The sequence below is a fragment of the Spiroplasma endosymbiont of Nomada ruficornis genome (assembly GCF_964030795.1).
Lineage (GTDB): Bacteria > Bacillota_I > Bacilli_A > Mycoplasmatales > VBWQ01 > Spiroplasma_E > Spiroplasma_E ixodetis_A.
The window spans coordinates 506,820-530,670 of the sequence record NZ_OZ034962.1 but is presented as its reverse complement, the minus strand read 5'-3'; the positions used below and the strand labels follow the sequence as shown (position 1 = coordinate 530,670).

Annotated in this window: 28 protein-coding genes; 11 read left to right on the top strand and 17 right to left on the bottom strand. The window is 24.2% G+C overall.

Going from position 1 to position 23,851, the window contains the following annotated elements; all coding sequences use genetic code 4:
• Positions 1–13: 13 nt before the first annotated feature.
• Complete coding sequence (locus AAHM79_RS03195) at positions 14–2,128, bottom strand: polyribonucleotide nucleotidyltransferase (protein WP_342258118.1); 2,115 nt, start codon at positions 2,126–2,128, stop codon at positions 14–16.
• A gap of 105 nt (positions 2,129–2,233) precedes the next feature.
• On the opposite strand from AAHM79_RS03195, the gene AAHM79_RS03190 reads away from it, so the two are divergent.
• The gene (locus AAHM79_RS03190) at positions 2,234–2,569 is read left to right on the top strand and encodes a rhodanese-like domain-containing protein (RefSeq protein ID WP_252320544.1); all 336 of its coding nucleotides are present in this window, start codon (positions 2,234–2,236) and stop codon (positions 2,567–2,569) included.
• Between the two features lies 1 nt (position 2,570).
• On the opposite strand, the gene AAHM79_RS03185 is transcribed toward AAHM79_RS03190, so the two are convergent.
• From AAHM79_RS03185 to AAHM79_RS03175, 3 genes are read right to left on the bottom strand one after another with little or no spacing between them, the layout of a single operon-like run.
• A complete protein-coding gene (locus tag AAHM79_RS03185; RefSeq protein WP_342258117.1) occupies positions 2,571–2,969 on the bottom strand; it encodes a hypothetical protein in 399 nt (132 codons plus the stop codon).
• A 38-nt stretch (positions 2,970–3,007) separates the two neighbouring features.
• Positions 3,008–3,826 carry an NAD(+)/NADH kinase gene (locus AAHM79_RS03180; protein ID WP_342258116.1) on the bottom strand — a complete coding sequence of 273 codons (819 nt, stop codon included), beginning with the start codon at positions 3,824–3,826 and terminating at the stop codon, positions 3,008–3,010.
• 20 nt (positions 3,827–3,846) lie between these two features.
• The gene (locus AAHM79_RS03175; protein ID WP_174481244.1) at positions 3,847–4,242 is read right to left on the bottom strand and encodes a Spx/MgsR family RNA polymerase-binding regulatory protein; all 396 of its coding nucleotides are present in this window, start codon (positions 4,240–4,242) and stop codon (positions 3,847–3,849) included.
• Between the two features lie 390 nt (positions 4,243–4,632).
• On the opposite strand from AAHM79_RS03175, the gene AAHM79_RS03170 reads away from it, so the two are divergent.
• From AAHM79_RS03170 to AAHM79_RS09635, 3 genes are all read left to right on the top strand, one after another.
• Positions 4,633–4,905: a helix-turn-helix domain-containing protein gene (locus tag AAHM79_RS03170; protein ID WP_342258115.1), complete on the top strand. Its 273-nt coding sequence runs from the start codon at positions 4,633–4,635 to the stop codon at positions 4,903–4,905.
• 87 nt (positions 4,906–4,992) lie between these two features.
• A complete protein-coding gene (locus AAHM79_RS03165; RefSeq protein ID WP_342258114.1) occupies positions 4,993–5,136 on the top strand; it encodes a hypothetical protein in 144 nt (47 codons plus the stop codon).
• 9 nt (positions 5,137–5,145) lie between these two features.
• The gene (locus AAHM79_RS09635; RefSeq protein ID WP_425289553.1) at positions 5,146–5,583 is read left to right on the top strand and encodes an IS30 family transposase; all 438 of its coding nucleotides are present in this window, start codon (positions 5,146–5,148) and stop codon (positions 5,581–5,583) included.
• Positions 5,584–5,602: 19 nt separating this feature from the next.
• Here AAHM79_RS09635 and AAHM79_RS03160 read toward each other — a convergent pair whose 3' ends face one another.
• Positions 5,603–6,025 (bottom strand): hypothetical protein, encoded by a 423-nt coding sequence (locus AAHM79_RS03160; protein WP_342258113.1) that lies wholly within the window; start codon positions 6,023–6,025, stop codon positions 5,603–5,605.
• 117 nt (positions 6,026–6,142) lie between these two features.
• On the bottom strand, positions 6,143–7,093 hold the full coding sequence (locus tag AAHM79_RS03155) for an IS30 family transposase (RefSeq protein ID WP_342258112.1): 951 nt from the start codon (positions 7,091–7,093) through the stop codon (positions 6,143–6,145).
• 205 nt (positions 7,094–7,298) lie between these two features.
• Between AAHM79_RS03155 and trpS the strand changes: the two genes are divergently transcribed.
• The 3 genes from trpS (at position 7,299) to AAHM79_RS03140 (ending at position 9,874) form a co-directional block, all read left to right on the top strand.
• Complete coding sequence (trpS, locus tag AAHM79_RS03150; protein WP_342258111.1) at positions 7,299–8,324, top strand: tryptophan--tRNA ligase; 1,026 nt, start codon at positions 7,299–7,301, stop codon at positions 8,322–8,324.
• A gap of 12 nt (positions 8,325–8,336) precedes the next feature.
• A complete protein-coding gene (locus AAHM79_RS03145) occupies positions 8,337–8,738 on the top strand; it encodes an HAD hydrolase family protein (RefSeq protein ID WP_342258110.1) in 402 nt (133 codons plus the stop codon).
• A 185-nt stretch (positions 8,739–8,923) separates the two neighbouring features.
• Positions 8,924–9,874 (top strand): IS30 family transposase, encoded by a 951-nt coding sequence (locus tag AAHM79_RS03140; protein ID WP_338979395.1) that lies wholly within the window; start codon positions 8,924–8,926, stop codon positions 9,872–9,874.
• 140 nt (positions 9,875–10,014) lie between these two features.
• Here the strand turns inward: AAHM79_RS03140 and AAHM79_RS03135 are convergent, their stop codons facing one another.
• The 3 genes from AAHM79_RS03135 to AAHM79_RS03125 form a co-directional block, all read right to left on the bottom strand.
• On the bottom strand, positions 10,015–10,275 hold the full coding sequence (locus AAHM79_RS03135; protein ID WP_338959160.1) for a hypothetical protein: 261 nt from the start codon (positions 10,273–10,275) through the stop codon (positions 10,015–10,017).
• 93 nt (positions 10,276–10,368) lie between these two features.
• Positions 10,369–11,439, bottom strand: coding sequence for a hypothetical protein (locus AAHM79_RS03130; protein ID WP_342258109.1), 1,071 nt, complete (start codon positions 11,437–11,439; stop codon positions 10,369–10,371).
• A 75-nt stretch (positions 11,440–11,514) separates the two neighbouring features.
• The gene (locus tag AAHM79_RS03125) at positions 11,515–12,789 is read right to left on the bottom strand and encodes a hemolysin family protein (protein WP_342258108.1); all 1,275 of its coding nucleotides are present in this window, start codon (positions 12,787–12,789) and stop codon (positions 11,515–11,517) included.
• Positions 12,790–12,925: 136 nt separating this feature from the next.
• Between AAHM79_RS03125 and AAHM79_RS03120 the strand changes: the two genes are divergently transcribed.
• Positions 12,926–13,573 carry a hypothetical protein gene (locus tag AAHM79_RS03120; protein WP_342258107.1) on the top strand — a complete coding sequence of 216 codons (648 nt, stop codon included), beginning with the start codon at positions 12,926–12,928 and terminating at the stop codon, positions 13,571–13,573.
• A 241-nt stretch (positions 13,574–13,814) separates the two neighbouring features.
• Positions 13,815–14,552 (top strand): hypothetical protein, encoded by a 738-nt coding sequence (locus AAHM79_RS03115; RefSeq protein WP_342258106.1) that lies wholly within the window; start codon positions 13,815–13,817, stop codon positions 14,550–14,552.
• A 488-nt stretch (positions 14,553–15,040) separates the two neighbouring features.
• Here the strand turns inward: AAHM79_RS03115 and rdgB are convergent, their stop codons facing one another.
• Together rdgB and AAHM79_RS03105 are read right to left on the bottom strand one after the other, a co-directional pair.
• Complete coding sequence (gene rdgB / locus AAHM79_RS03110) at positions 15,041–15,634, bottom strand: RdgB/HAM1 family non-canonical purine NTP pyrophosphatase (RefSeq protein WP_338979608.1); 594 nt, start codon at positions 15,632–15,634, stop codon at positions 15,041–15,043.
• Positions 15,634–16,167: a cob(I)yrinic acid a,c-diamide adenosyltransferase gene (locus AAHM79_RS03105; protein ID WP_342258105.1), complete on the bottom strand. Its 534-nt coding sequence runs from the start codon at positions 16,165–16,167 to the stop codon at positions 15,634–15,636. Before AAHM79_RS03105 ends, rdgB begins: the two co-directional genes overlap by 1 nt.
• Before the next feature lie 83 nt (positions 16,168–16,250).
• Here AAHM79_RS03105 and AAHM79_RS03100 point away from each other — a divergent pair, with 83 nt between their 5' ends.
• The gene (locus AAHM79_RS03100; protein ID WP_338979610.1) at positions 16,251–17,054 is read left to right on the top strand and encodes a phosphotransferase; all 804 of its coding nucleotides are present in this window, start codon (positions 16,251–16,253) and stop codon (positions 17,052–17,054) included.
• Between the two features lie 50 nt (positions 17,055–17,104).
• On the opposite strand, the gene AAHM79_RS03095 is transcribed toward AAHM79_RS03100, so the two are convergent.
• The 4 genes from AAHM79_RS03095 to topA form a co-directional block, all read right to left on the bottom strand.
• Positions 17,105–17,407: a hypothetical protein gene (locus AAHM79_RS03095; protein WP_252320869.1), complete on the bottom strand. Its 303-nt coding sequence runs from the start codon at positions 17,405–17,407 to the stop codon at positions 17,105–17,107.
• A 136-nt stretch (positions 17,408–17,543) separates the two neighbouring features.
• Complete coding sequence (ribF, locus tag AAHM79_RS03090; protein WP_342258104.1) at positions 17,544–18,476, bottom strand: riboflavin biosynthesis protein RibF; 933 nt, start codon at positions 18,474–18,476, stop codon at positions 17,544–17,546.
• The gene (truB, locus tag AAHM79_RS03085) at positions 18,421–19,344 is read right to left on the bottom strand and encodes a tRNA pseudouridine(55) synthase TruB (RefSeq protein ID WP_252320746.1); all 924 of its coding nucleotides are present in this window, start codon (positions 19,342–19,344) and stop codon (positions 18,421–18,423) included. The genes ribF and truB overlap by 56 nt, the downstream gene beginning before the upstream one ends.
• Before the next feature lie 9 nt (positions 19,345–19,353).
• Positions 19,354–21,315: a type I DNA topoisomerase gene (gene topA / locus AAHM79_RS03080; RefSeq protein ID WP_342258103.1), complete on the bottom strand. Its 1,962-nt coding sequence runs from the start codon at positions 21,313–21,315 to the stop codon at positions 19,354–19,356.
• Between the two features lie 246 nt (positions 21,316–21,561).
• On the opposite strand from topA, the gene AAHM79_RS03075 reads away from it, so the two are divergent.
• Positions 21,562–22,152 (top strand): hypothetical protein, encoded by a 591-nt coding sequence (locus tag AAHM79_RS03075; RefSeq protein WP_342258102.1) that lies wholly within the window; start codon positions 21,562–21,564, stop codon positions 22,150–22,152.
• A 134-nt stretch (positions 22,153–22,286) separates the two neighbouring features.
• Here the strand turns inward: AAHM79_RS03075 and AAHM79_RS03070 are convergent, their stop codons facing one another.
• A complete protein-coding gene (locus AAHM79_RS03070; RefSeq protein WP_342258101.1) occupies positions 22,287–22,694 on the bottom strand; it encodes a hypothetical protein in 408 nt (135 codons plus the stop codon).
• A gap of 79 nt (positions 22,695–22,773) precedes the next feature.
• A complete protein-coding gene (locus AAHM79_RS03065) occupies positions 22,774–23,832 on the bottom strand; it encodes an MSC_0882 family membrane protein (RefSeq protein ID WP_338980692.1) in 1,059 nt (352 codons plus the stop codon).
• Positions 23,833–23,851: the final 19 nt, after the last annotated feature.

Here is a 23,851-nt window from a genome sequence, read left to right as displayed (position 1 = left end):
AAATAGTTTCAAATTATTTATCAATAATTTCTAAGCTAAGCTTACTATTATCTTCAACTTTAATTACTCGAACTTTAATTATATCCTTGATTTTAACGACATTATTTAAATTATCAATACGTTTATTAAATTTTTTTGAAAATTCTGAAATATGAATTAAACCATCAATCTTATCTTGTAAATTAACAAAAACACCAAAATTAACAATTTTTACAACTTTACTATCAAATTCAGAACCGATTTTAATTTGAACAGGATTAACAATACTTTCAATAATTTGTCAAGCTTTATCAATGGCTGATTGTTCATTATGATAAATCATCAATCGTCCATCATCTTCAATATCAATTTTAACATTATCACAGTCGGTAATAATTTTATTAATAACTTTCCCACCAAAACCAATAATATCACGAATTTTATCAATTGGAATTAACTTTTGAATAATTTTTGGAGCATTAGGTGCCAATGTAGTTCTAGGTTTTTTAATTACTTCATTCATGTTTGCTAATACTTGTAATCTCGCAATTCTGGCTTTTTCTAAAGCTTGTGTAATAATATTAAAATCAATACCAGTAATTTTAATATCCATTTGTAAAGCACAAATACCATTAGCTGTTCCTGCCACTTTAAAATCCATATCACCTAAGTGATCTTCTAATCCTTGAATGTCAGTTAAAATTGTAAAATCTTTTTCTTCTTTAATTAAACCCATGGCAATACCAGCAATTGCAGCTCTAATCGGTACACCACCAGCCATTAATGCCATTGATGAAGCACAAATTGCTGCTTGTGAAGTTGAACCATTTGATGCTAATACTTCTGATACTAATCTAATTGTATAAGGAAAATCTTTTTCAAGAGGAATAATTTGTAATAATGCTTTTTCACCAAGGGCGCCATGACCAATCTCACGTCGTGAAGGAACACCCATTCTTCCGGTTTCACCAACAGAAAATGGAGGAAAATTATAATGATGAATAAAACGTTTATACTCTTCTTTACCTAATCCATCAATAATTTGATGTTCCGCAAGTGCACCCAAAGTTAAAACTGATAAAACTTGTGTTTCACCACGAGTAAACATTGCACTACCATGAACAATAGGTAAAACATCAATCATACTTGTTAATTTTCTAATATCATCTGCTTTTCGTCCATCAACTCGTACATTATTTTTTAAAATCATAGTACGCATTGCTTTTTGTAATAATTGATCAATACTTTTGCGTAAATTATGAATAGTTGTTTCTTCACCAACATTTAAAACTTCTTGATTAAATTTATTTTTAAAACTTTGAAATGTTTCTTCAACTAAATTTTTAATCAAGTTGCTTCGACTTTTTTTATCAACAGTAGTACTAATTTTACTAATTTGTGATTGACAATTTGTTTCTACAAATTGTTCAATATTAACAGGAATTAATGCTAACTGTGGTTTAAATTTATTTGGTTTTAATTTTTCAATGATACTTTCTTGAAAAATTATTAATTTAATAATATGTTCATGTGCAAATTTTAATGCTTTAATCATATCTTTTTCTAAAATATCATGACATCCAGCTTCAACCATATTGATGGCATCTTTTGTTCCACCAACAATCAATTCCATTTTTGAATTTAATAATTGCTCTTGTGTTGGATTAAGGACAAGTTCATCATTTATTTTACCAACAACAACAGTAGCACTAGGACCCTGAAATGGCAAACTACTTGATCCTAAAGCAAGTGAAGTACCAAAAGCTGCATTTACTCTAACATCACAAGCATCATCTAACGCAAAAACATTATTTACAACTTGCACTTCATTAACAAAACCTTTTGGAAATAATGGACGGATTGAACGATCAATTAATCTAGCACATAGTGTTGCATATTCACTAGGTCGACCTTCACGCTTTAAAAAACCACCTGGAATCTTACCAACTGAATATAACTTTTCTTGAAAAACTATTTGTAATGGAAAAAAATCTTGATTATTAATAACTTCATTATATGATACAGTTGTTAATACAACTGTATTTCCATAAGTAATTTTTACTGATTGTTCTGCTAAATTAGCCATTGTACCTAATTCAACAATTAATTCATATTTTCCTTCTTTAAAAAGGAATTTTTCTTTTAACATTATTTACTCCTTAGCTTCCATTTTTTGTCGCAACTATGAGCATTATAGCATAATAAAATGTTAAAATAAGTTATAGAACAATTTTATTTTAGGAGGTCATAACTTATGTTTAAACATAAAATTCAAAATGAAATTTCAATTTCAAATAAAGACTTTGATAAAATTAAAAATAAAGCTTTAATTATTGATGTTCGTGATGTTGCTGAATATCAAATTTTAAAAAAAATAACAAATGATAATGGTGAACTTAATATTGTTAATATTCCTTACTATGATTTGATTAAAAATCCTAGTAAATATATTGAAAACAAAAATCAAGTGATTATAACTATTTGTAATGCAGGAAATCGTTCAACTGCTGCTGCACTAACACTCAGAGAATTGGGCTATACTAACACTTATGTTTTAATTAATGGTATTTATGGATATTACAAAAAATAACTTATTTCTCATTATTTAATTTAATAAGATCATTAATAGCAATACTTAAATTATTACAATAAGTTCCTAAGACTAAACTAACACTATCGTCTTGGTCTAAAATACCACGATTTTTAATTTTTTTAAGATTATTAAAATTAATTTTTGAATGATCAATAATCTCTACCTTAATTTTATTTGCTGTTGCTGTTGTCTCTTTAATATTATCAATTCCCCCTAAATCAACAATAAAATTTTGTAATTTAAATGGGAATTTTTGTGGTTTATTAATAGGTTTTGAACTACTTTCTTGTTGATTGCGTAATTTTTTAGCTGTACTAACATTTCATATTCAAATCCCAATACTAGCCGCAGCAAATAACAATGCAATAACTAATAATACTATTTGTCAAATTGGCATGATTACCTTCCTTAATTAATATATTTTTAAATATTTTCTTAATCTTCTTGAATAAAAGCTTTTTTTACTTTAGCAAGTAAAGAATAATGATTAAGTCGATATTCTAAAACTTGTAACGTTAATTCTGATAATTTAATTGTTACCTTATCATTTAGTTTATCATTAAAATCAAAAGTATCAACAATTAATTTTCCAAAATCACTCAATTTACTATCTTTTTGAATATTTTTCAAAGTAATTTCATGATTTTCATCCAAAATTAGTGGTGAATTTAAACTGCGATAACTATTATTATCTACTGGAGCCATTTCATGAAATTGCATTAAGTTATGATTTGAAATTAAAACAGCACCACCAAGTGATTTCATTAAACCCGTCGAACCAGTTCTTGTTGCAATAACTAAACCAGAACCACGAAAGTTTTCAAATAATTGATTATTAATTAACACTTGACATGAAAGAGTTGTTGTTAAATTAACAAATTTAACTTCATTAATAGCATATAAAATCTTATTATTAATATTTACTTCTAATAATGAAAATTTATTTACTATTAAATTATTATCATTTTTATCAATTCACATTAATACTTTGTCAACTTCTGTGTTTAAAAAGTTTTCATAAAAACCAAGATTACCACATTTAAAACTAACAAACTTAACAGTATTGAGCATATTATTATAATCATGAACAGCTTTTAAAAATGTTCCATCACCGCCAATAATAAAAACAATATCTGGAAAAGAAGTATCTTCAAGTGCTTTAAGGGCCAATAACTTGGCCCTTAATTCCTTAGCTAATGATTGAGAATTCTCATATTTATTAGCAATAATTGTAAATTTATAATTTTTCATCATGTATTCCAATCATATTTCAATTAAAATATTTCACAAGAATCTTCAAATTCGTTTTCAATAGAACCACGTAAAAATAATTCAATCTCGTCTTCATTATAACCAATTTGAATACGTTGTTTATTTTCTTGAACAATAATTGGACGTTTTAAAACAGTTGGTGAAGTTTTAATTAAATCAAAAACTTGTAACATTGTTAACTTTTCAATATTAATAGCATGTGTTTTAATAAACTTTGCTCTTGTTGAAATAATATCACCAACACCATTTGGTACAAATCTTAATAATAATTTAATTTCAGTATCGGTCAATGGATTATGGATAATATTACGTTTAATATATGGAATTTTATGTTTATCAAAAAATTGAATAACTTTTTTTGAAGACAAACAACTTGGCGAAACATATATTTTAATCATGACAATACCCCTCTTTGCTTTTAGACTACATTTGATTTAAATACTCTTTTTTAAAATTAATATTTTTTTATCTTTAAAAGATAAAAGTTAATAAACTCTACATTACTATAATAATATATATTTCCACACTATCTTTGACCAAACTTAGAAAATAAGTACATGAAAGACCTTTTCCGCTATATCCTTCACCCACATATTATATCATATTATTTTTTGAAAAATAGATACTTTTATTCCTTAAATTTTATAAAAAAATTTAACATATATTTTACTATCAAATTTTATTGCTGAATTATACTTGTAAGTGCAAGTAAATAAAATTGCAAAAAATTCTCATATAAAAATTTCATAATGCTAAATTTAGTTTAGAAAAAAGTAAGGAGTTTTTATATGAGTTATAAACATCTTGGCATAGATGAAAGGATTTATATTGAGAATCAATTGAAATTTAAATTTAAAATTAGTGAAATAGCTAAAAATATTAATCGAAGTATTAGTACTATTATTCGAGAAATTAATAGAAATAAAGATAATAATCATTATTTTTCATTAATTGCACAAAATAAAGCTGAAAATCGAAAACAATCACATATTAGTTTTCATAAGTTTAAAAATAAGAATTTAGTAAAATATGTACAACAAAAATTACTATTAGGTTGATAACCTGAACAAATTTATGGCATAATTAAAAATTTTCATAAAGAGTGAGTTATTAGTTTTAAAACAATTTATACTTGAATTTATTTTGGAATGCTTGATAAAGTTACTAGTAAAAATTTAAGAAGAAAAGGTAAAAAACGAAAATCTAAAGAAAATCGTGGCAAGTTTAATGGTAAATCAATTAAAGAACGAGATATAAATGTTAATGATCGTATAACACTTGGTCATTGATAAGGAGATACTATAGTATCATCACGAGGTAAAAGCAAATCATGTTTAATAACTTTAGTTGAAAGAGTATCACGATTTACTTTAGCAATATTAGTTAAAAACAGAACTACTAAAGTTATTAATAAAAATGTCAGTTATTATTTATCAATTCTTCCTAAAAACATTGTTAAAACTATTACTTTTGATCGTGGCAAAGAATTTTCAAATTGACAACAACTTGAAAAAAATTTAGATGTAAAAATTTATTTTGCCAATCCATATTCACCTTGACAAAGAGGTACTAATGAAAATACTAATGGTTTAATTAGAGAAAAATTTCCTAAAAAATTTATTTTTTCAAAAACTAATAAAAATGAAGTTCATAAATTTATATTGTCTTTAAATCAAAAACCGAGAAAAATACTAAATTATCTTTCACCAATCGAATATTTGGATAGAAAAATAATTTAGTTGCACTTACCTTTACAATTTAGCAATTAAATAATTCATTTCTAATTCTTTCTAAGGTTCTTCTGTTATCTACTTTGTCTAGATTTCTGTTTTTTATATCTTTATCAGTTTCTTTACTTTCAACTTCTAAAGTATATATATTTTCATTAACTGCTTTTAATTTATCAGTCATCTGATTAACATATTGTTCAATAAATGTTTTTTTATCTTCACTATCTTTGATATTTCTTAATTGACTTTCAGCTTTCTTCAATATATCTTCTAGTTGTTTTCTTTCAAATTCAAAACTTGCTTGTTTTTTGGCAATATTTTGTTTCTGGATTTCTAATTCCTCAAGTTTTAACCCAAGAGTTTGAAGATATTCTTTCACATTGTTTCGATCTTTTATTTTCTTTAAATATTTTTGTAAATCATCCTTATATTTTTCTTCTCCAAATAACATAAAAAAACTCCTTTATAAAGTAAAAAACCCATTACTCTTAAAAAATAAAAGCTATGGGTCAAAAACCATTTTTAATTTATGTTTTTATTATATGCTAAATTGTAAAGGTAAGTGCAACTAAATTATTTTTCTATCCAAATATTCGATTGGTGAAAGATAATTTAGTATTTTTCTCGGTCTTTGATTTAAAGACAATATAAATTTATGAACTTCATTTTTATTAGTTTTTGAAAAAATAAATTTTTTAGGAAATTTTTCTCTAATTAAACCATTAGTATTTTCATTAGTACCTCTTTGTCAAGGTGAATATGGATTGGCAAAATAAATTTTTACATCTAAATTTTTTTCAAGTTGTTGTCAATTTGAAAATTCTTTGCCACGATCAAAAGTAATAGTTTTAACAATGTTTTTAGGAAGAATTGATAAATAATAACTGACATTTTTATTAATAACTTTAGTAGTTATGTTTTTAACTAATATTGCTAAAGTAAATCGTGATACTCTTTCAACTAAAGTTATTAAACATGATTTGCTTTTACCTCGTGATGATACTATAGTATCTCCTTCTCAATGACCAAGTGTTATACGATCCTTAACATTTATATCTCGTTCTTTAATTGATTTACCATTAAACTTGCCACGATTTTCTTTAGATTTTCGTTTTTTACCTTTTCTTCTTAAATTTTTACTAGTAACTTTATCAAGCATTCCAAAATAAATTCAAGTATAAATTGTTTTAAAACTAATAACTCACTCTTTATGAAAATTTTTAATTCTGCCATAAATTTGTTCAGGTGATCAACCTAATAGTAATTTTTGTTGTACATATTTTACTAAATTCTTATTTTTAAACTTATGAAAACTAATATGTGATTGTTTTCGATTTTCAGCTTTATTTTGTGCAATTAATGAAAAATAATGATTATTATCTTTATTTCTATTAATTTCTCGAATAATAGTACTAATACTTCGATTAAGATTTTTAGCTATTTCACTAATTTTAAATTTAAATTTCAATTGATTCTCAATATAAATCCTTTCATCTATGCCAAGATGTTTATAACTCATATAAAAACTCCTTACTTTTTTCTAAACTAAATTTAGCATTATGAAATTTTTATATGAGAATTTTTTGCAATTTTATTTACTTGCACTTACAAGTATAATTCAGCATATCAAAATCAAACAAATTTTAATATAATTAATTGAATTATTTAACTTTATCATTGATAATTAATTATATTAAAAAATTAATTTGGAGGAAGCAAAATATATGGCTCGTATTATATCTGGAATAACTAGCACTGGAAAATTAACTCTTGGTAACTACTTGGGAGCAATTAAGAATTTTTTAAAATTGCAAGAAGAACATGAACTCTTAATATTTGTTGCAAATTTACATGGATTAACACTACCAATAAAAGCACAAGAATTAAGAGATAATATTAAAGATATTGCCGCTTGATATTTTGCTGCTGGTATTATACCAAATAAATCTCATATTTTTATTCAATCTGATGTTTTAGCCCATAGTCAATTAGGATATATATTATTATGTAATAGTTATGTCGGTGAATTAGAACGAATGACACAATTTAAAGATAAAAGTCAAAAAATGACAAATCAACAAAATAAAACGATTAGTATTCCAACAGGTATTCTTACATATCCAGCATTAATGGCTGCTGATATTTTACTATATGACGCTGATTTTGTGCCAGTTGGTGTTGATCAAACTCAACATTTAGAATTGACAAAAACTTTAGCAACAAGAATGAATAACAATTATAAAACTGATTTATTCAAAATTCCTAAAATAATTATTGATAAACAAGCACAGAAAATTATGAGTTTACAAGAGCCTGAAAAAAAAATGTCAAAATCTGATACTAATCTAAAAAATACTATTTTTTTAAGCGATAGCAAACAAGAAGTTACCAATAAAATTAAAAAAGCAGTTACTGATTCAGAAAATATTATTAAATTTGATCCAGAACATAAGCCTGGAGTTAGTAATTTATTAACTATTTATGCTAGCATTACTAAAAAAGATATCAAAACTTGTGAACAATACTTCAGCAATCACAATTATGGTTTTTTAAAAGAAGAAGTAATTAAAGTAATAAATGATTTATTAGAACCAATGCAAAAAAAACACCAAGAACTTATTAATGAAAAATCATCACAATTAGCAAAATATTTAGAAGAAGGTGCAAATTTTGCTAATAATATTGCTACTAAAAAATTAAACTTTGTTCAAGACACAATGGGTATTAATTTTATCGAGAAAGAAAGATAGGAGGAAGAGACAATGTCTTTATACAATAAAAAACAAAAACATTTAATCCTAGTTGATTTAGATGGTACTCTATTAAAAAGTGGTGGTCGAGAAATTCATATTAATACTAAAAAAGCACTAATTGATGCTCAAAAACAAGGTCATATTGTTTGTATTGTCACTGGTCGACCTTATCGTGGATCAATTAAATTTTATCGTGAATTAGGTCTTAATACATTACTATGCAATTTTAATGGTGGCCATATTCATGATCCAAAAATCAAAAAATTCAAACGATTAGTTTTTCCAATTTCTGAAACAATTGTTAAACATATTTTAAATGAAGACTATATTTTTCAACAAATTGAAAACGCGGTTACAACAAAGCAGTATGTTGAAAAAAAGATGATTTCTTTGAAACTTATTTTCATTTAGATACTATTGAAAATGATACTTTTACAATTAGTAAATTAATTCGTGATTGAAAAGGGAGCGCTAATGCCATTTTAATTGAATGCTGAATTATACTTGTAAGTGCAAGTAAATAAAATTGCAAAAAATTCTCATATAAAAATTTCATAATGCTAAATTTAGTTTAGAAAAAAGTAAGGAGTTTTTATATGAGTTATAAACATCTTGGCATAGATGAAAGGATTTATATTGAGAATCAATTGAAATTTAAATTTAAAATTAGTGAAATAGCTAAAAATCTTAATCGAAGTATTAGTACTATTATTCGAGAAATTAATAGAAATAAAGATAATAATCATTATTTTTCATTAATTGCACAAAATAAAGCTGAAAATCGAAAACAATCACATATTAGTTTTCATAAGTTTAAAAATAAGAATTTAGTAAAATATGTACAACAAAAATTACTATTAGGTTGATCACCTGAACAAATTTATGGCAGAATTAAAAATTTTCATAAAGAGTGAGTTATTAGTTTTAAAACAATTTATACTTGAATTTATTTTGGAATGCTTGATAAAGTTACTAGTAAAAATTTAAGAAGAAAAGGTAAAAAACGAAAATCTAAAGAAAATCGTGGCAAGTTTAATGGTAAATCAATTAAAGAACGAGATATAAATGTTAATGATCGTATAACACTTGGTCATTGAGAAGGAGATACTATAGTATCATCACGAGGTAAAAGCAAATCATGTTTAATAACTTTAGTTGAAAGAGTATCACGATTTACTTTAGCAATATTAGTTAAAAACAGAACTACTAAAGTTATTAATAAAAATGTCAGTTATTATTTATCAATTCTTCCTAAAAACATTGTTAAAACTATTACTTTTGATCGTGGCAAAGAATTTTCAAATTGACAACAACTTGAAAAAAATTTAGATGTAAAAATTTATTTTGCCAATCCATATTCACCTTGACAAAGAGGTACTAATGAAAATACTAATGGTTTAATTAGAGAAAAATTTCCTAAAAAATTTATTTTTTCAAAAACTAATAAAAATGAAGTTCATAAATTTATATTGTCTTTAAATCAAAGACCGAGAAAAATATTAAATTATCTTTCACCAATCGAATATTTGGATAGAAAAATAATTTAGTTGCACTTACCTTTACAATTGAGCATAAATTTAATATACTAAAATAAAAAACCTATTGTTTTATTTTTCAAAACAATAGGACATTAATTATATTAAACTTCTACTAAATATAAATATTTTAATACTATTAATACAAAAAACTATAAAACTTCTAAAGGCAAGAAGTCAAAAATTTCTGGGTGATTGGCACAAAACTTTAATTCCGAATCATTTTTTTGTTCTTCAATTTTAATTTTTAATTCATTTAATTGCTTTTTTATTTTAAGTAATTGAGCAGGTGCTGGTGGTTGTTTATCTCATTCATCAAATAATATTTTACCTGTTTTAAAAAGTTTTTCATACTGACATTTTAAACAACTATTTTGCTGTGATTCATGATCATGGATATTTTTGCCAAACATAAAATTACCTACTTTCCTCAATTCTTTTACTTAAATTTATTATACCAAATAATAAAAAAGGAGAATTATTTCTCCTTTTTAACTAGTAAAATGTTATAAAACCGTTGGTAAATAATGTAAGAAAAAACTATTTTCTAATTCTCATCCTCAATCACGCTGATTCTGAGGTGTTAAAATTCATCTAGCAAAACTTTCGGCAAAAAATTCATCATCAAGATTTATATTATATTTACCATTAAATCAGGCACTACGACCATAATTACTATTAACTGTTATTAAACCAAATAATAATTCTTGCTTAATATTAGTTAATTTTGCTTGTTGACCTAAATAATCAATTAAATATCAAGTACGATCATAAATTTGTTTGTTATCATTGTTAACAGTTAGTTTATGAGAAACTGATGTCATATTAGTATTAAAATCACTATAACTGCTATCTGGTCACTTTCAATTAGCATTAAATGAATTTCTTTCATCAGCACTTAAACCAATAAAATTACTTAAAGCATGACCATATTCGTGAGTTGTAACACTAATTATTTGATCTGAAGATCAAAATCCCTCTTGAAATTGTTGATAAATTAAATTAATATTTGCAAATTCAGGACCATAACCCATACGTTGATTATCAGCTTCTGAATTAAAAGCAGTTCATGCTACTGTGCTATCACTTACAGCAACTGGTGCTACTTTTTGAATTAGTTTAATAACAGTGTTTTTATGAAAAACTTTAGCAAAAATATTATAAAAACGTAATTGTTGTTGCTCTGCTAATTGTAATTGTTCATTATTTAAACCAGCTTTTTTATACATTTCAACTCAATTAACATCAATGGTTTTACCACCAATTTTAGTATGAGTTAAATCATATTGTAAACTATCATAATTACTTCAAATTACATCACTTTTATTATTATCATACAAGTTATTAAATTCATCAATACTTTCTTTACTTGCCATTTGATGGATTTTATATTCATATTTTTTTACCATCTTTGCATCTTCTGGTGAAAGTTTTCATTTTAATAAACTAGCATTAGCATCATGCTTATTTAAATAGACATAATGATCACTGTCTGGAGAAAACGTTAACATTAAACCATTAACTGTTACAAGATTTAATGCTGCAATCATAGTTACTAATTTAATACCTTTTTTCATAATTAACCTCCCCTTCATATCATAATTATAATTATGATTTTACATTGTAGCATTTAAATAAAAATCCTGCACTAACTATTCTCATTTATTTTTAATTTTTTTATTAGTAAAAATTTCAACTTCAAAAACAGCAAATTCTTTGCGAACCTTTATAACTTTAAATGAAAAATTTCGAAATTTTAAAAGTGGACTATTTTTCCTTACTTTCTTTACTTTTGTTTTGAACATATATCATTCTTGGACAGTTTGTTTATTATAATTTGGAGGTTTTCTTTTTAAATAACGTTTAAATAATACTTCAAGTTTTGAAGAACCATCAACACGAAACTTATGTGTTCCTATTTCTTGTATCAATCCAATTTCATCAGTTTCATCATAAATTTCACCAACTAATTCTTCAAGAATATCTTCAAGTGTAATAATACCATTAAAATCTTTTTTATCTTTATTATTGCAGACAATAGCCATATGCATTCTTTCGGTTTGTAAAATTTCCAATGCTTCATTTAACTTAGTACGCTTAGAAATAAAAATTGCTGGTAACATTAATTGTAATAAATCTGGATTTTCATTTTCTAACATATTAATAATAAATTCTTTAATATTTAAAATACCAATTACATTTTGATTAACATGATCTAAAACAGGAATTCTACTATATTTTTCTTCTAAATATAGATGTTTAATAACTTTGGGTGGCGTATCATCATAAATATATTTAATTTTACTTTTGAGATGCATAGCTTGAAAAACTGATTTTTCATCAAATTTAATTGCAGATTCAATTAAATCACGTTCTGCCTTTTCAAGAACTCCTTCTCTTTCAATTATTGAAATCAATTCAATAAGTTCTTGTTCAGAACTTGTTGGTTTTTTACTTTTAAATTGAAATAAAGTAACAATAAAAGTTATTGGATAAAAAATAATATTAAGAATATACAAAATATATGCATAATTTAAAGCTATTGTCTCAGGATGTAATTTTGCAACACTTTTAGGTATAATTTCACCAATAATTAAAACAACAATTGCTGAAACTAAAGTTGATATTAAAGGACCATAAGTAGGAGAAACATGAAAAGAATCAATAAATAATATGGTACTTAAAGTACCAATTCCAACATTAATTACTGTGTTACCAAGTAAAATTGTTGTTAAAGTTACATTATAATTTTTAACTAACTTAAATACAATATTAGCACGACGACTTTTCTTACTACGTAATTTACCAATAGATTTAATTCTTATAACATTTAAAGAAGTTAATGATGTTTCAGCAGATGAATAAAAACCACTTAAAAATAATAAAACTAGCAATATTATTAAATAAATATACCAATTACTGTCCATATAGAAAAAAAACTACTCCTTTTGATTTTTATATTGTTATTAAGATTATAACATAGTATACTTAGTACGTTATATTTAATTATTAATTTATTACTCATATAACTTTATGATATTATATTGAAGGTGATGAAAATAAATGCGTAAAAAATTTGGACTAATAGCAGCCTTAATAATAGGCATAACAACTAGTTTACAAGTTAGTGCTTGTACAGATGATTCAAAATATCAAGAATTTATTAGTGATGTTAATAGTGGGCATGCTTTTTTTGGCATACTTGGTGCTGCTGATAATCCACTTTCTAAGCAAATTATTGACGGTTTACACAGAATGCAAATCAAAAATAATAATGTGCCAAGTAAATGAGATAACTGATTAACAGAAAAGAAAACTGAAATAAACAGTGTTACTACTAATGGGACTATTGATATTAAAATTTATGAAAAATCTCCTTATGCCAACCCTAGTAGTGATATTGTTAACCAATTTTGAAATGATAAAAAAATTAGTTGACAACAACAAATTTATCATTGACTACTTGACCATAAAATTTCTGATAATAGTTCAGCACCTGTTGCTGATTCAGGTGTCAAGGAAATTCAAAATCCTGTTGATAAAGAAAGAGCATTTAAAGCTTTACCAATTGTTTTTATTGTTAATAAAGGTAAACTAATAGCTGTTGGCCAAGAATGAGGAACTATTGATAGTCCAAATCAGTTTTTTGATCAACTAACAGCTTTAATCACAGGTAATCTATTAAAAACTGCTGCTAAAAAAACTATATAATTTTTAAAAGAAGATATATAATTATCTTCTTTTACTTTTTGATTTCTTAATATTGATTATTCCATTTTTTATAAATTAATTTAACTAAGATACGTGTTTATTTTTTATTGTATTTTATTTATAAGGTGCTAAAATTTTAGTAGATAAGCAGATTTAGTAAAAATAACAATAATTCTAAACATTTCTAACTCATTACTTTAAAAAAAGTAATGAGTTTTATAGTTAAAAAGAGGTATCTAAAATGAATGATTTACTTATTAATAATACCAGTGAATTGGTAACTTTTAATACTAACAGTACAGATCCTACTAATATAAAAAATATTACTTGAAAAAATTCTATTCAAGAACACAAAAATAAAGTTGAACAAACATATCAAATTTTTTTAAAATCACAAGAATGAGGAAAAAAGTTAAGACAACAAATAACAACACCATTAACAACAACTAAAATTAAAAACAGACATAAAAAAAGAAGCACAAATATATTAGTCTCAACACTAACAACAGAACAAATACAAAGATTATCACCAAAACAAATAAAATGATTAACAAATTGACAAATTAAAGAACTTACAGCAGAACAAATACAAAGTTTTACAGTTCAACAAATACAATCATTTTTACCTGAACAAATTCAAGCATTAATGGTGCATCAAATTGAACAATTTACATTTTGACAAATCTCTGCTTTTACAAAAGAGCAAATGCAAACTTTCACAAGTGAACAAATACAATCATTTACACCTATACAAATTCCATGATTTACTAAAGAACAAATACAATCATTTACACCTATACAAATGCAAACTTTCACAAATGAACAAATACAATCATTTACACAAGAACAAATTTCTTGATTTACAGAAGAACAAAAAGAAGTATTTTGACCAAAACAAGTAATCACAAAGATTAACACTATGGATTTGCAAACTCAATCAACAACAAGTGAATTTAAACCAAATTTACCAAAAATGTAAAAAAAGCTTGTAACTTTTAAGTTACAAGCTTTTTAAAAATTAATTTTTAAACAAATTATATTGATATAAAATTAAATTTTTGACTACTATTAATAGTAAAATCTCGTTTACCATTTTCATTTATTTCTGGAATATTAAAAAACTATCAAAACTAATACTATGTTTTAATATTAAAGTTCAGTATTACCAAAAGTATTATATGTTCTAGGAAATCCAATAACAACTACTTCTTGTAATGAATCAACTTCATTTTGCGTTATTTTTTTATATAAACCATTCTTTCATTTTTTAATAATATCACTAAAAAATAAACAAGTAAACTATTACTAAAATGATATAACTAACATAGTATCTTTACTAATTTTTTTTAATTTATCTATTTTACTTAAACTATTATTTAAAATAGTTTCTAAACAAAATTCAATCTTTAAAAAAGAAAAACTGTAAAAAAGAATTAAACCATCCTTTTTATTTTTCATTTTAACTATCTAATTTTGTTCTTGTAAAAATGTTAATAATTGCTGAATTGCTGAATTACGATGAGAAATTTTATTTTTATCTGCCAATGACAATTCACCTAAAGTAGCATGTACTACTGGAACATAAAATATTTGATCGTAACCAAAACCATCATTACCTTTTATCTCAGTAGTGATTTCACCTTCAAGTTTACCAATAAATGCTTTAGTAATCTTATGATCAAAATCAACATAAGCAATAGCAGAAATAAATACTGCTGCACGATTAGTTTCACCTTCCATTTGTTCTAAAATGTCTAACATTGCATCATGATAGGACATTTCTCCCTTTCATCGTGCTGAGTTAATACCAGGAAAATTATTTAAAGCTAATATTTCTAACCCTGAATCATCAGCAATTACAGGACCATTCACTAATTTTGCAAGTGTTGTTGCTTTTAAAATTGCATTTTCAATAAATGATGTACCTGTTTCATTAATTTCAAGAGGAGAATTAAGATCTAACATTGATTTGACATTATATCCCTTTGTATGTAAGATACTCTTTAATTCATTAATTTTACCGATATTATTAGATGCAAACCATAAGGTTTTAGCAGTCATTAATAATCAATCCCTTCACGAGCAATTTGACCTTTTTCAAAATAATGTTTAATTGATTTAACTTCACTAATTAAATTAGCACATTGCTCTAAGGCAAAAGATGCATATCTACCAGATAATGCAATTTCAATATGTGATTTTTTATTTTTTAAAATTTCAATTAAGTCTTGTTCTTGAATCAAATTATTTTGAATACACCCTAAAATTTCATCAACAACAATAAGATCAGTATTATCACTTTGACTTAACATTTTTAATCTAGTAAGACCATAATTAGTTTCTTGTTTTAATTTATTTTTTTCTTCTTCATCCATTTCTCAAAAAAATTTTTGCGAAGATTCATAAAAACTTTCAATTTTAAGTTTAGTATTTTGTTTTAAAAAATTAATTTCACCAGAAGGACGATTTTTTAAAAAACGTAAGTAACTAACATTAAGATTATTACCCAATGCTCTAATTACCATACCATTAAGAATTGAGGTTTTACCTCTTCCTTCACCTTTATAAATATGAATATAACCTTTTTTTAACATACTATCACTTACTTTCAATATTTTTTATTTAATCAATTGTATAATTTTATTACGGACAATACAAGCAAAATAGAGGTGTCATTTTGAAATTTAAAACTATTAAACCACCATATCAATTAGAGATATTAAAAACAAAAGGTTTAACCAATGACTTATTTTTAGTAAATAAACATTTTTTTTTAAAACAATCTAAAGATATTTTGCAACCTTTTTTGAATTTTACAAATCAAATTAATGTTATTAAATTAATTAAATCAAAAAAATTTACATTACCTATTAATGAAGTCAATATTAATAATAATAAACTATTAACCTTAATGCCATATTATCATAATTTAATTAATTTAAGCGAACAAATAATTAATAAACAAATATTAGAACAAATTTCATCATTGGTAAAACAACTACATAATATTAAATTTGATAATAAATCATTAATTAAAACTTGAAAAGGTTTAGAACAACTTAATTTATACTGTAATTTAACTACTAGTAATCCTTGCTTAGAAAAAATAACCAGTGAGGTAATCAAATGAATTGCTACTTATCAACCAACAACAATTGTTTTATCTCATAATGATTTAACATTAAATAATTTTGTTAAAAAAAATAATTGTTGATATTTAATTGATTGAGATTTTGCTTGTTGAAACGACGAATTATTTGATATTGCCTCTTTTGCTTCTGAAAGTTTAACTTCTGAAACCGAAATTAATACTTGATTTAATTGTTTTAATTTAAATAATGAACAAATAATTATTGCTAAAAAATGAATGAATTATCAAAATTTAATTTGATATTATTGAGCTTGTTATTTATACGAACAAACTAATTTAAACATATATAAAGAAATTAGTGAAAGTAAATTAACTAATCTATTAAAATAAGTTATTTAAATAATTCATCATTTTAAGCCTGATTATGTAGTTTTAACTTCTTAACAAATTGAACCATAATTAGGTAATTTATTAGTAGTCTGTTTTTTTTGTTCAATTTGTTTTCCTTGTAAATTTATTTCTACTATATTATTAACAGCTGAAATGTTTGATTCTATTTCAATAACTATACATTTATTATTTGAAGCGTGTTCTTGTAACAATGGCATTCTTTCATCATTTACAATTTGACAATTATCATTTGAAGTAATATTTTTTTGTAAATTTTCTTTATAATCACAGTTTGCGCAAATTTCATTATTATCTTTTATTTGATTTATAAATTCTTTTACTCAATATTTCATTATTTATTTACTCCCTTTTTTCTTTTTTATTTTTCATTAGCATATACAATAAAATTTAATTTTATTGGAAATAGTTTTTAATAAATAGTATTTATAATGTTAATAATTATTGTAAATATAAAGAATATCACAATTATTATGGCTTTAATAATTTACTACTAGAATTAGCAAAATATTTAATTGTTTCTATTAAATCTTTATCCACTTGTTTTTTTAAATCATCTAAATTAGTAAACTTTAAATTATCACGAAGAAAATCTAAAAATCTAACTTTAATGATTTTTCCATATAAATCTTGATTAAAGTTTAATAAGTAAGTTTCAACTAACGGCTTATTATTACGTAACATAATTACTGTCATACTTTGATATCATTTATTATCTACTTCAGTAAGCGTAATATAAGTAGCAAGACCCGGTAATGCATAGTTTGTTAATAACGATAAATTAGCAGTTGGAAAATTAATCGTTCTAGCCTCTTTAAGACCATGAACTACTTTACCACTAATTGTATATGGCTCTTGTTGTAAACAAAGATTAGCACTACTAATATCTTTATTTTGTAAAAGTTTTTTAATATAAGTTGAAGAAACTTTGTTATTATTAACAATAATATCATTACAAAGATAAACTTGTAATGAAGATTGTTGTAATGTTTTAATATTACCTTGCCCTTGATAACCAAACCTAATATTTGGATTAACAACTACTGCTTTAACATTATTTGCCAATAATCACGAAATAAATTGCTCTGGTGAAAGTGTTGCTATTTCTTTACTAAACTTAATTTCCCAATAATAATCAAAATTGTATTTAGCAATTGTTTTAATTTTATCTTCATTACTTAATAAAACCTCATTATTTTTATTACTAATTACACTTTGTGGTTTTCTATCAAAACTAATAATACATGTTTGATAATTATTTATTGTTGAATTAACTAATAATTGTTTAAATAGGGCTTGATGACCTTGATGAATACCATCAAAAAAACCTCAACAAGCAATAATTGGTTTAGACATCAATTTTTGATTTTGAATATTTAGATTTTTCAATTTTAATATCTTCATTACATTTAAAACCTCGTTGGCTTACGTATAAATTATTTTTTTGATTACGATAAATAGCTAATGGCAAATGTTCAGAATTAACAACTAAAACATATGGCTCATTAGTGCTATCAATAACTAAAGGTTTACCATCAATAACACTTTTACTATTATCAACAACAATCGCTGGCATAATATTTTTAACACCATCATAAATACTAATATGATTTTTACTAACTGTTTCTTCATTAATAACATCTAAATTTAGGGCATTACTTAAATCAAAACCCGATTGATGAATTCTTCTCAAATAAGTTAAAGTTGCTGATGTATGTAAAATTCTAGCAATGTCAGTAACCAAAGCTCGAACATAAGTTCCTTTTGAACATACTACTTCAAAAGTAACTAAATCATTATTAAAACTAATTAATTTTAAAGATTTAATATAAACCTTACGTTTTGGTAATTCAACAGGAATATTCTCACGAGCATATTCATAAAGTTTTTTACCATTAATTTTCACTGCTGCATAAGCAGGAATTATTTGCTCATATTGACGATTATTATAAAATTCAAGTGCTTTAACAATTTCTGATTCTTTTAAATCAAGATGTGGTTTTGATTCAATAATTTTACCAGTAATATCGCCGGTGTCGGTTTTTAAAAATAGTTGCATTTTTGCAATGTAAACTTTATCACTTTTTAAAATAAAATCACTAATTTTGGTTGCTTCATTCACAAGTACTACCATTAGTCCTGTTGCTAAAGGATCTAACGTACCTGTATGACCAATTTTATTTAATTTCAAACGTTTTTTAATAACAACAAGACAATCTTGTGATGTCATAAATGAAGGTTTATCTATTAATAATATATAATCTTTTAACATGCGTTTCACCTACTTTACTTCTTTATCAGAAGTTACTTCTTGATACTTTTCAACATGTTTACAATTTGGATAATTAGTACACCCTAAAAATTTTCGATTTTGTTTTGAAGATTTAACAACCATTCAACCATCTGTACATACTAAACAAGGTTTAATTTTTTCTAATTGTTTTTGAATATATCGACATTTTGGAAATGCTGAACAACCGTTAAATTTACCATATCTTCCTGTTCTTTGCACAAGTGGGGCACCACAAAGTGGACAATCTTGATCTAATAAAACCGGTTTAATTTTAAACTCAGTCATTTTATCAAAAGCATCATCAATCCTTGGTTCAAACTTAACTCAAAAGTCTTTTACCACTTGATGCATATCAAAATTACCATGAGCAATTTGATCTAATTGAGTTTCAACTTGTGAAGTATATGTCTCATTAATAATATCATAAAAAAACTCTTGAAGTTTATCATTAGTTAAAAGACCTTTCTCAGTAGCTTTAAAAGACTTATTTTCAATAATAACATAACCGCGTTCTTTAATAGTGTTCATAATTGGATTATAAGTCGATGGTCGACCAATTCCTAGTTCTTCTAATGTTTTAATTAATTTAGCTTCTGTGTATCTTGGTTTTGGTTTAGTAAAGTGTTGCTGTAAATTTACTGACTCAACTTTAATAATTTGATTTTTTTTAAATTTTGGTAAAACTAAAAGTTCTTCATTTTCAAGACTTTCTACATCAAGCATTAAAAATCCTTTAAACTTGATTTGTTGTCCTGTTAAACGAAATTGATAATCATTATTTTTAAATAAAACAGTAGTACTAATTAATTGTGCTGGTGCCATTAATGAACTAAGGGCACGAAAATAAATTAAATTATAAAGTTTTAATTGATCTTTATTTAAAAAATCAATAGCACGTTTATTATTCATTGTTAAATCAGTTGGTCTGATTGCTTCATGAGCATCTTGCACATTTTTTTTATTAGTCTGTTCTTTCTTCTGTCCAAGATATTGTTCACCATATTCATTAACAATTAATGTTTTGGCATTTTCAATAAATTTATCATTTAAACGTATTGAATCAGTACGAGGATAACTAATAAATCCAGTAAGTGTTCCATTAACATCAATTCCTTCATACAATTGCTGAGCAATAAGCGTTGTTTTAGCAGTACTAAAATTTAATTGTGTTGATGCTGCTTGTAATAAACTACTAGTAGTAAATGGATTTAATGAATTACGCTTACGATTTTGTTCAGTAACAGAAATTACTTGATAACTATCACTTAATGCATTTTTAATAGCAACTGCTTCTTGTTCATTATTAATAACTAACAGTTCTTCTTTATATTTTTCACAATTTAATATTATTTTTTTTTGATAAGTACTATTAATTGTTCAAAATTCTTTACTAATAAAATTAATAATTTCACGTTCTCTTGTTGCTATTAATTTTAATGCTACTGATTGTACTCTCCCTGCACTACGTGAACCGATCTTCTTTTGTAATAGATTACTTAAGCGAAAACCAATGATACGATCAACCATTCTTCTTGCTTCTTGACTACGAACTAATGGTAAATCAATACTATGTGGAGATTTAAATGCTGTTAAAATTGCATATTTAGTAATTTCATTAAAAGTTATTCGTGATGATATATTACTTGTTGCTAATACTTGATCTAAATGATAAGCAATTGCTTCTCCTTCACGATCATGATCGGTTGCTAGATAAACATGAGTAATACTTTTTAATTTACTTTTTAATTCTTTTACCTTTGGCATTTTTTTGCGATCAATTTTGTAAATTGGTTCAAAAGTTTCTAAATCAATTCCCAAACCATATTGACCTTTAATTGCTAAATTACGAATGTGTCCATCCGAAGATAACACTAAATAATCATTACCTAAATATGATTGTACTGCTTTACTTTTAACTGGAGATTCCATGATTACTAATTTTGATGGCATCTTATATCTTCCTCTATATATAATTTATTAGCTTTATTCAAATACTATTTTGTAATATATATAACTTTAACGCGAAAGTCAATATTTTTTTGGATATATGCTTTTTTATAAAAATTTTAAATAACTTATTAACAATTAATATATAAATTATGCTATATTTATTTAGTAAAAATTTAATATAAGTTTTTATCCTATTTATTTTTGTAAATAAATAGGTTTTTATTTTGATTTGAAAGGAACATAAAAATGAAATTTTTAAACACAAATGAGAGCGAAATTAATTCTGAAATACTTTCTAATTTATTACAATCAATACTTCCAAATAATCCTCTTACAGTGGGACTAGTATGTCTTGCTGGTGGAATTGGTTACTATTCATGAAATTTTTACAAAAATAAAAAACAAGAATTAAATATAAAAGTAATACAAAAAAATGATGAAAAGAAAACTACATTAAACTCAAATAATCTAACAAATCAATCAAGTAATATAAGTAAATATGAATATAATATGATATTAGATGATGCAACTAAAATTAATCAAATAATTTTAGATAATAACAATAGAAAAAATGTTGAAGAACAATATGATATGCTAAATGATGCTAAATCAGAAATAAATGTTGAAGAACAATATGATATGCTAAATGATGCTAAATCAGAAATAAATGTTGAAGAACAATATGATATGCTAAATGATGCTAAATCAGAAATAAATGTTGAAGAACAATATGATATGCTAAATGATGCTAAATCAGAAATAAACAAAGAAGATGAATGGGTAATAATTGATAATAAATCTAATGTAAAAAATACTATTCATAAAAATATTTTATAGACTATATTTTATAAAATATTAAAAAGAAAAAAAGTTAAAAGAATGAGTTTAATTAAAATTAATTAAAACTCATTCTTTTTAATTTATTTATAAAGAAGAACCTACATTATTTTTAGTTTCTAACATTGTCTGATCTAACATACCATTATTACAAGTTTCTGAACTAGTAAATATTGATAAAGTTTCTTTATCATCATTATCATGTTCACTATCAGTAGTACCACCACTTTCTGATAATGATCGTGAATAATTACTAAATGATGAACTACCATCAGTATAACATCACCACTTTCTGATAATGATCCTGATTGATTACCATTAACAGTATTATTACCACTCACTAGAATATTGCTATTACCATTTTGAGAAAAACTAGGAATTTGCAATAAAGTAGGAATTTCAAAACTACCACCATAATTTCCTAATTTTAATTCAAATTTCTTGACACCAGCAACAACAATACTACCATTATCATTATCAATTTTATATTTTTTATTTTTAATTGCTGAATTATACTTGCACTTACAAGTATAATTCAGCATTTAAAAATAATCTTTATTACATAAAATATTTTATTTAATGACACACTCTAATTATATATAGATAATATTCAATATTTTTTTACTTTTTCTTTCTTCTTTTTAATACAAATATTGGAATAACAATTGCAAAAAATATTAAAGCAGTAAAACCAATAGTAATAATCATACATATTCTATTTATCTTTTTTTTGTATTGATTTAACTCTTGTGGATTAATAATTTCATAGCCATAATAACTTATAATATTACGTTTACGAAATTTAAAAATAACAATATTAATCATATGAATAAAGAAAATAACACCTAAAATAATTGTTAAAGTTATTGCATCTTTAATAATATCAGGAACATTAACTGTTCATTTTTGAATAATAAAAGTTAATTTCTGACCACTAATCAAAAACATAATGCCAATAATAATACCAAGAACAATATAACTACTAATACTTATTCAATTAATAATTATCAAGTTAGCATGAATTTTACGATAATTTCTAATTATAAAATTAGGAGGTAATAATGACCCTTTTAATGTTCTTTCAATATATAAATCCACTTCTCTTCTTAATGTCACAAATTCAATAATATTAATTAAAATAATAGTAAGAGCAATAATTGCTAATGGAATAGTAATTACAGGATGAGGAATAATTTTTATGTTAATCATACCAAAATATAAACCAATAAAAGTTGAAGCAATAATTAATGTCATAACACCAATAAATAATAAAATTAATTGTTTTAGCTTCTCTGATTTAATTTCTCTGCTAATTGGTTTTGGAATTTTAAAACTATTTTTATAACTAACTATTTCCATAGTATTAAATGTTTGTGGTTGATCATAATACATATCTTTTTCTTTAGTAAAGTTTTCATTGATCGGCACTGTCTTTTTTTCTTGTAAAGGTATTATATAAGAACTAGTAACTTGTATATTTTTACCATCATATTTTTTTTCATTATAATCATTTTCATTAAAATCAGAATTATGAATATTTTCTTTATTTTTATTAATTGGTGGTACAACATTGCTAAAATAAGTGTTATTATTAGTTGATTTTTGATAACCTTCTTTATCTGATAACCTATTTTTTTGTGAAAAAAATTTATCAAATAATTTAAATTTTATTTTAGACATATACATCACCTACATTTAA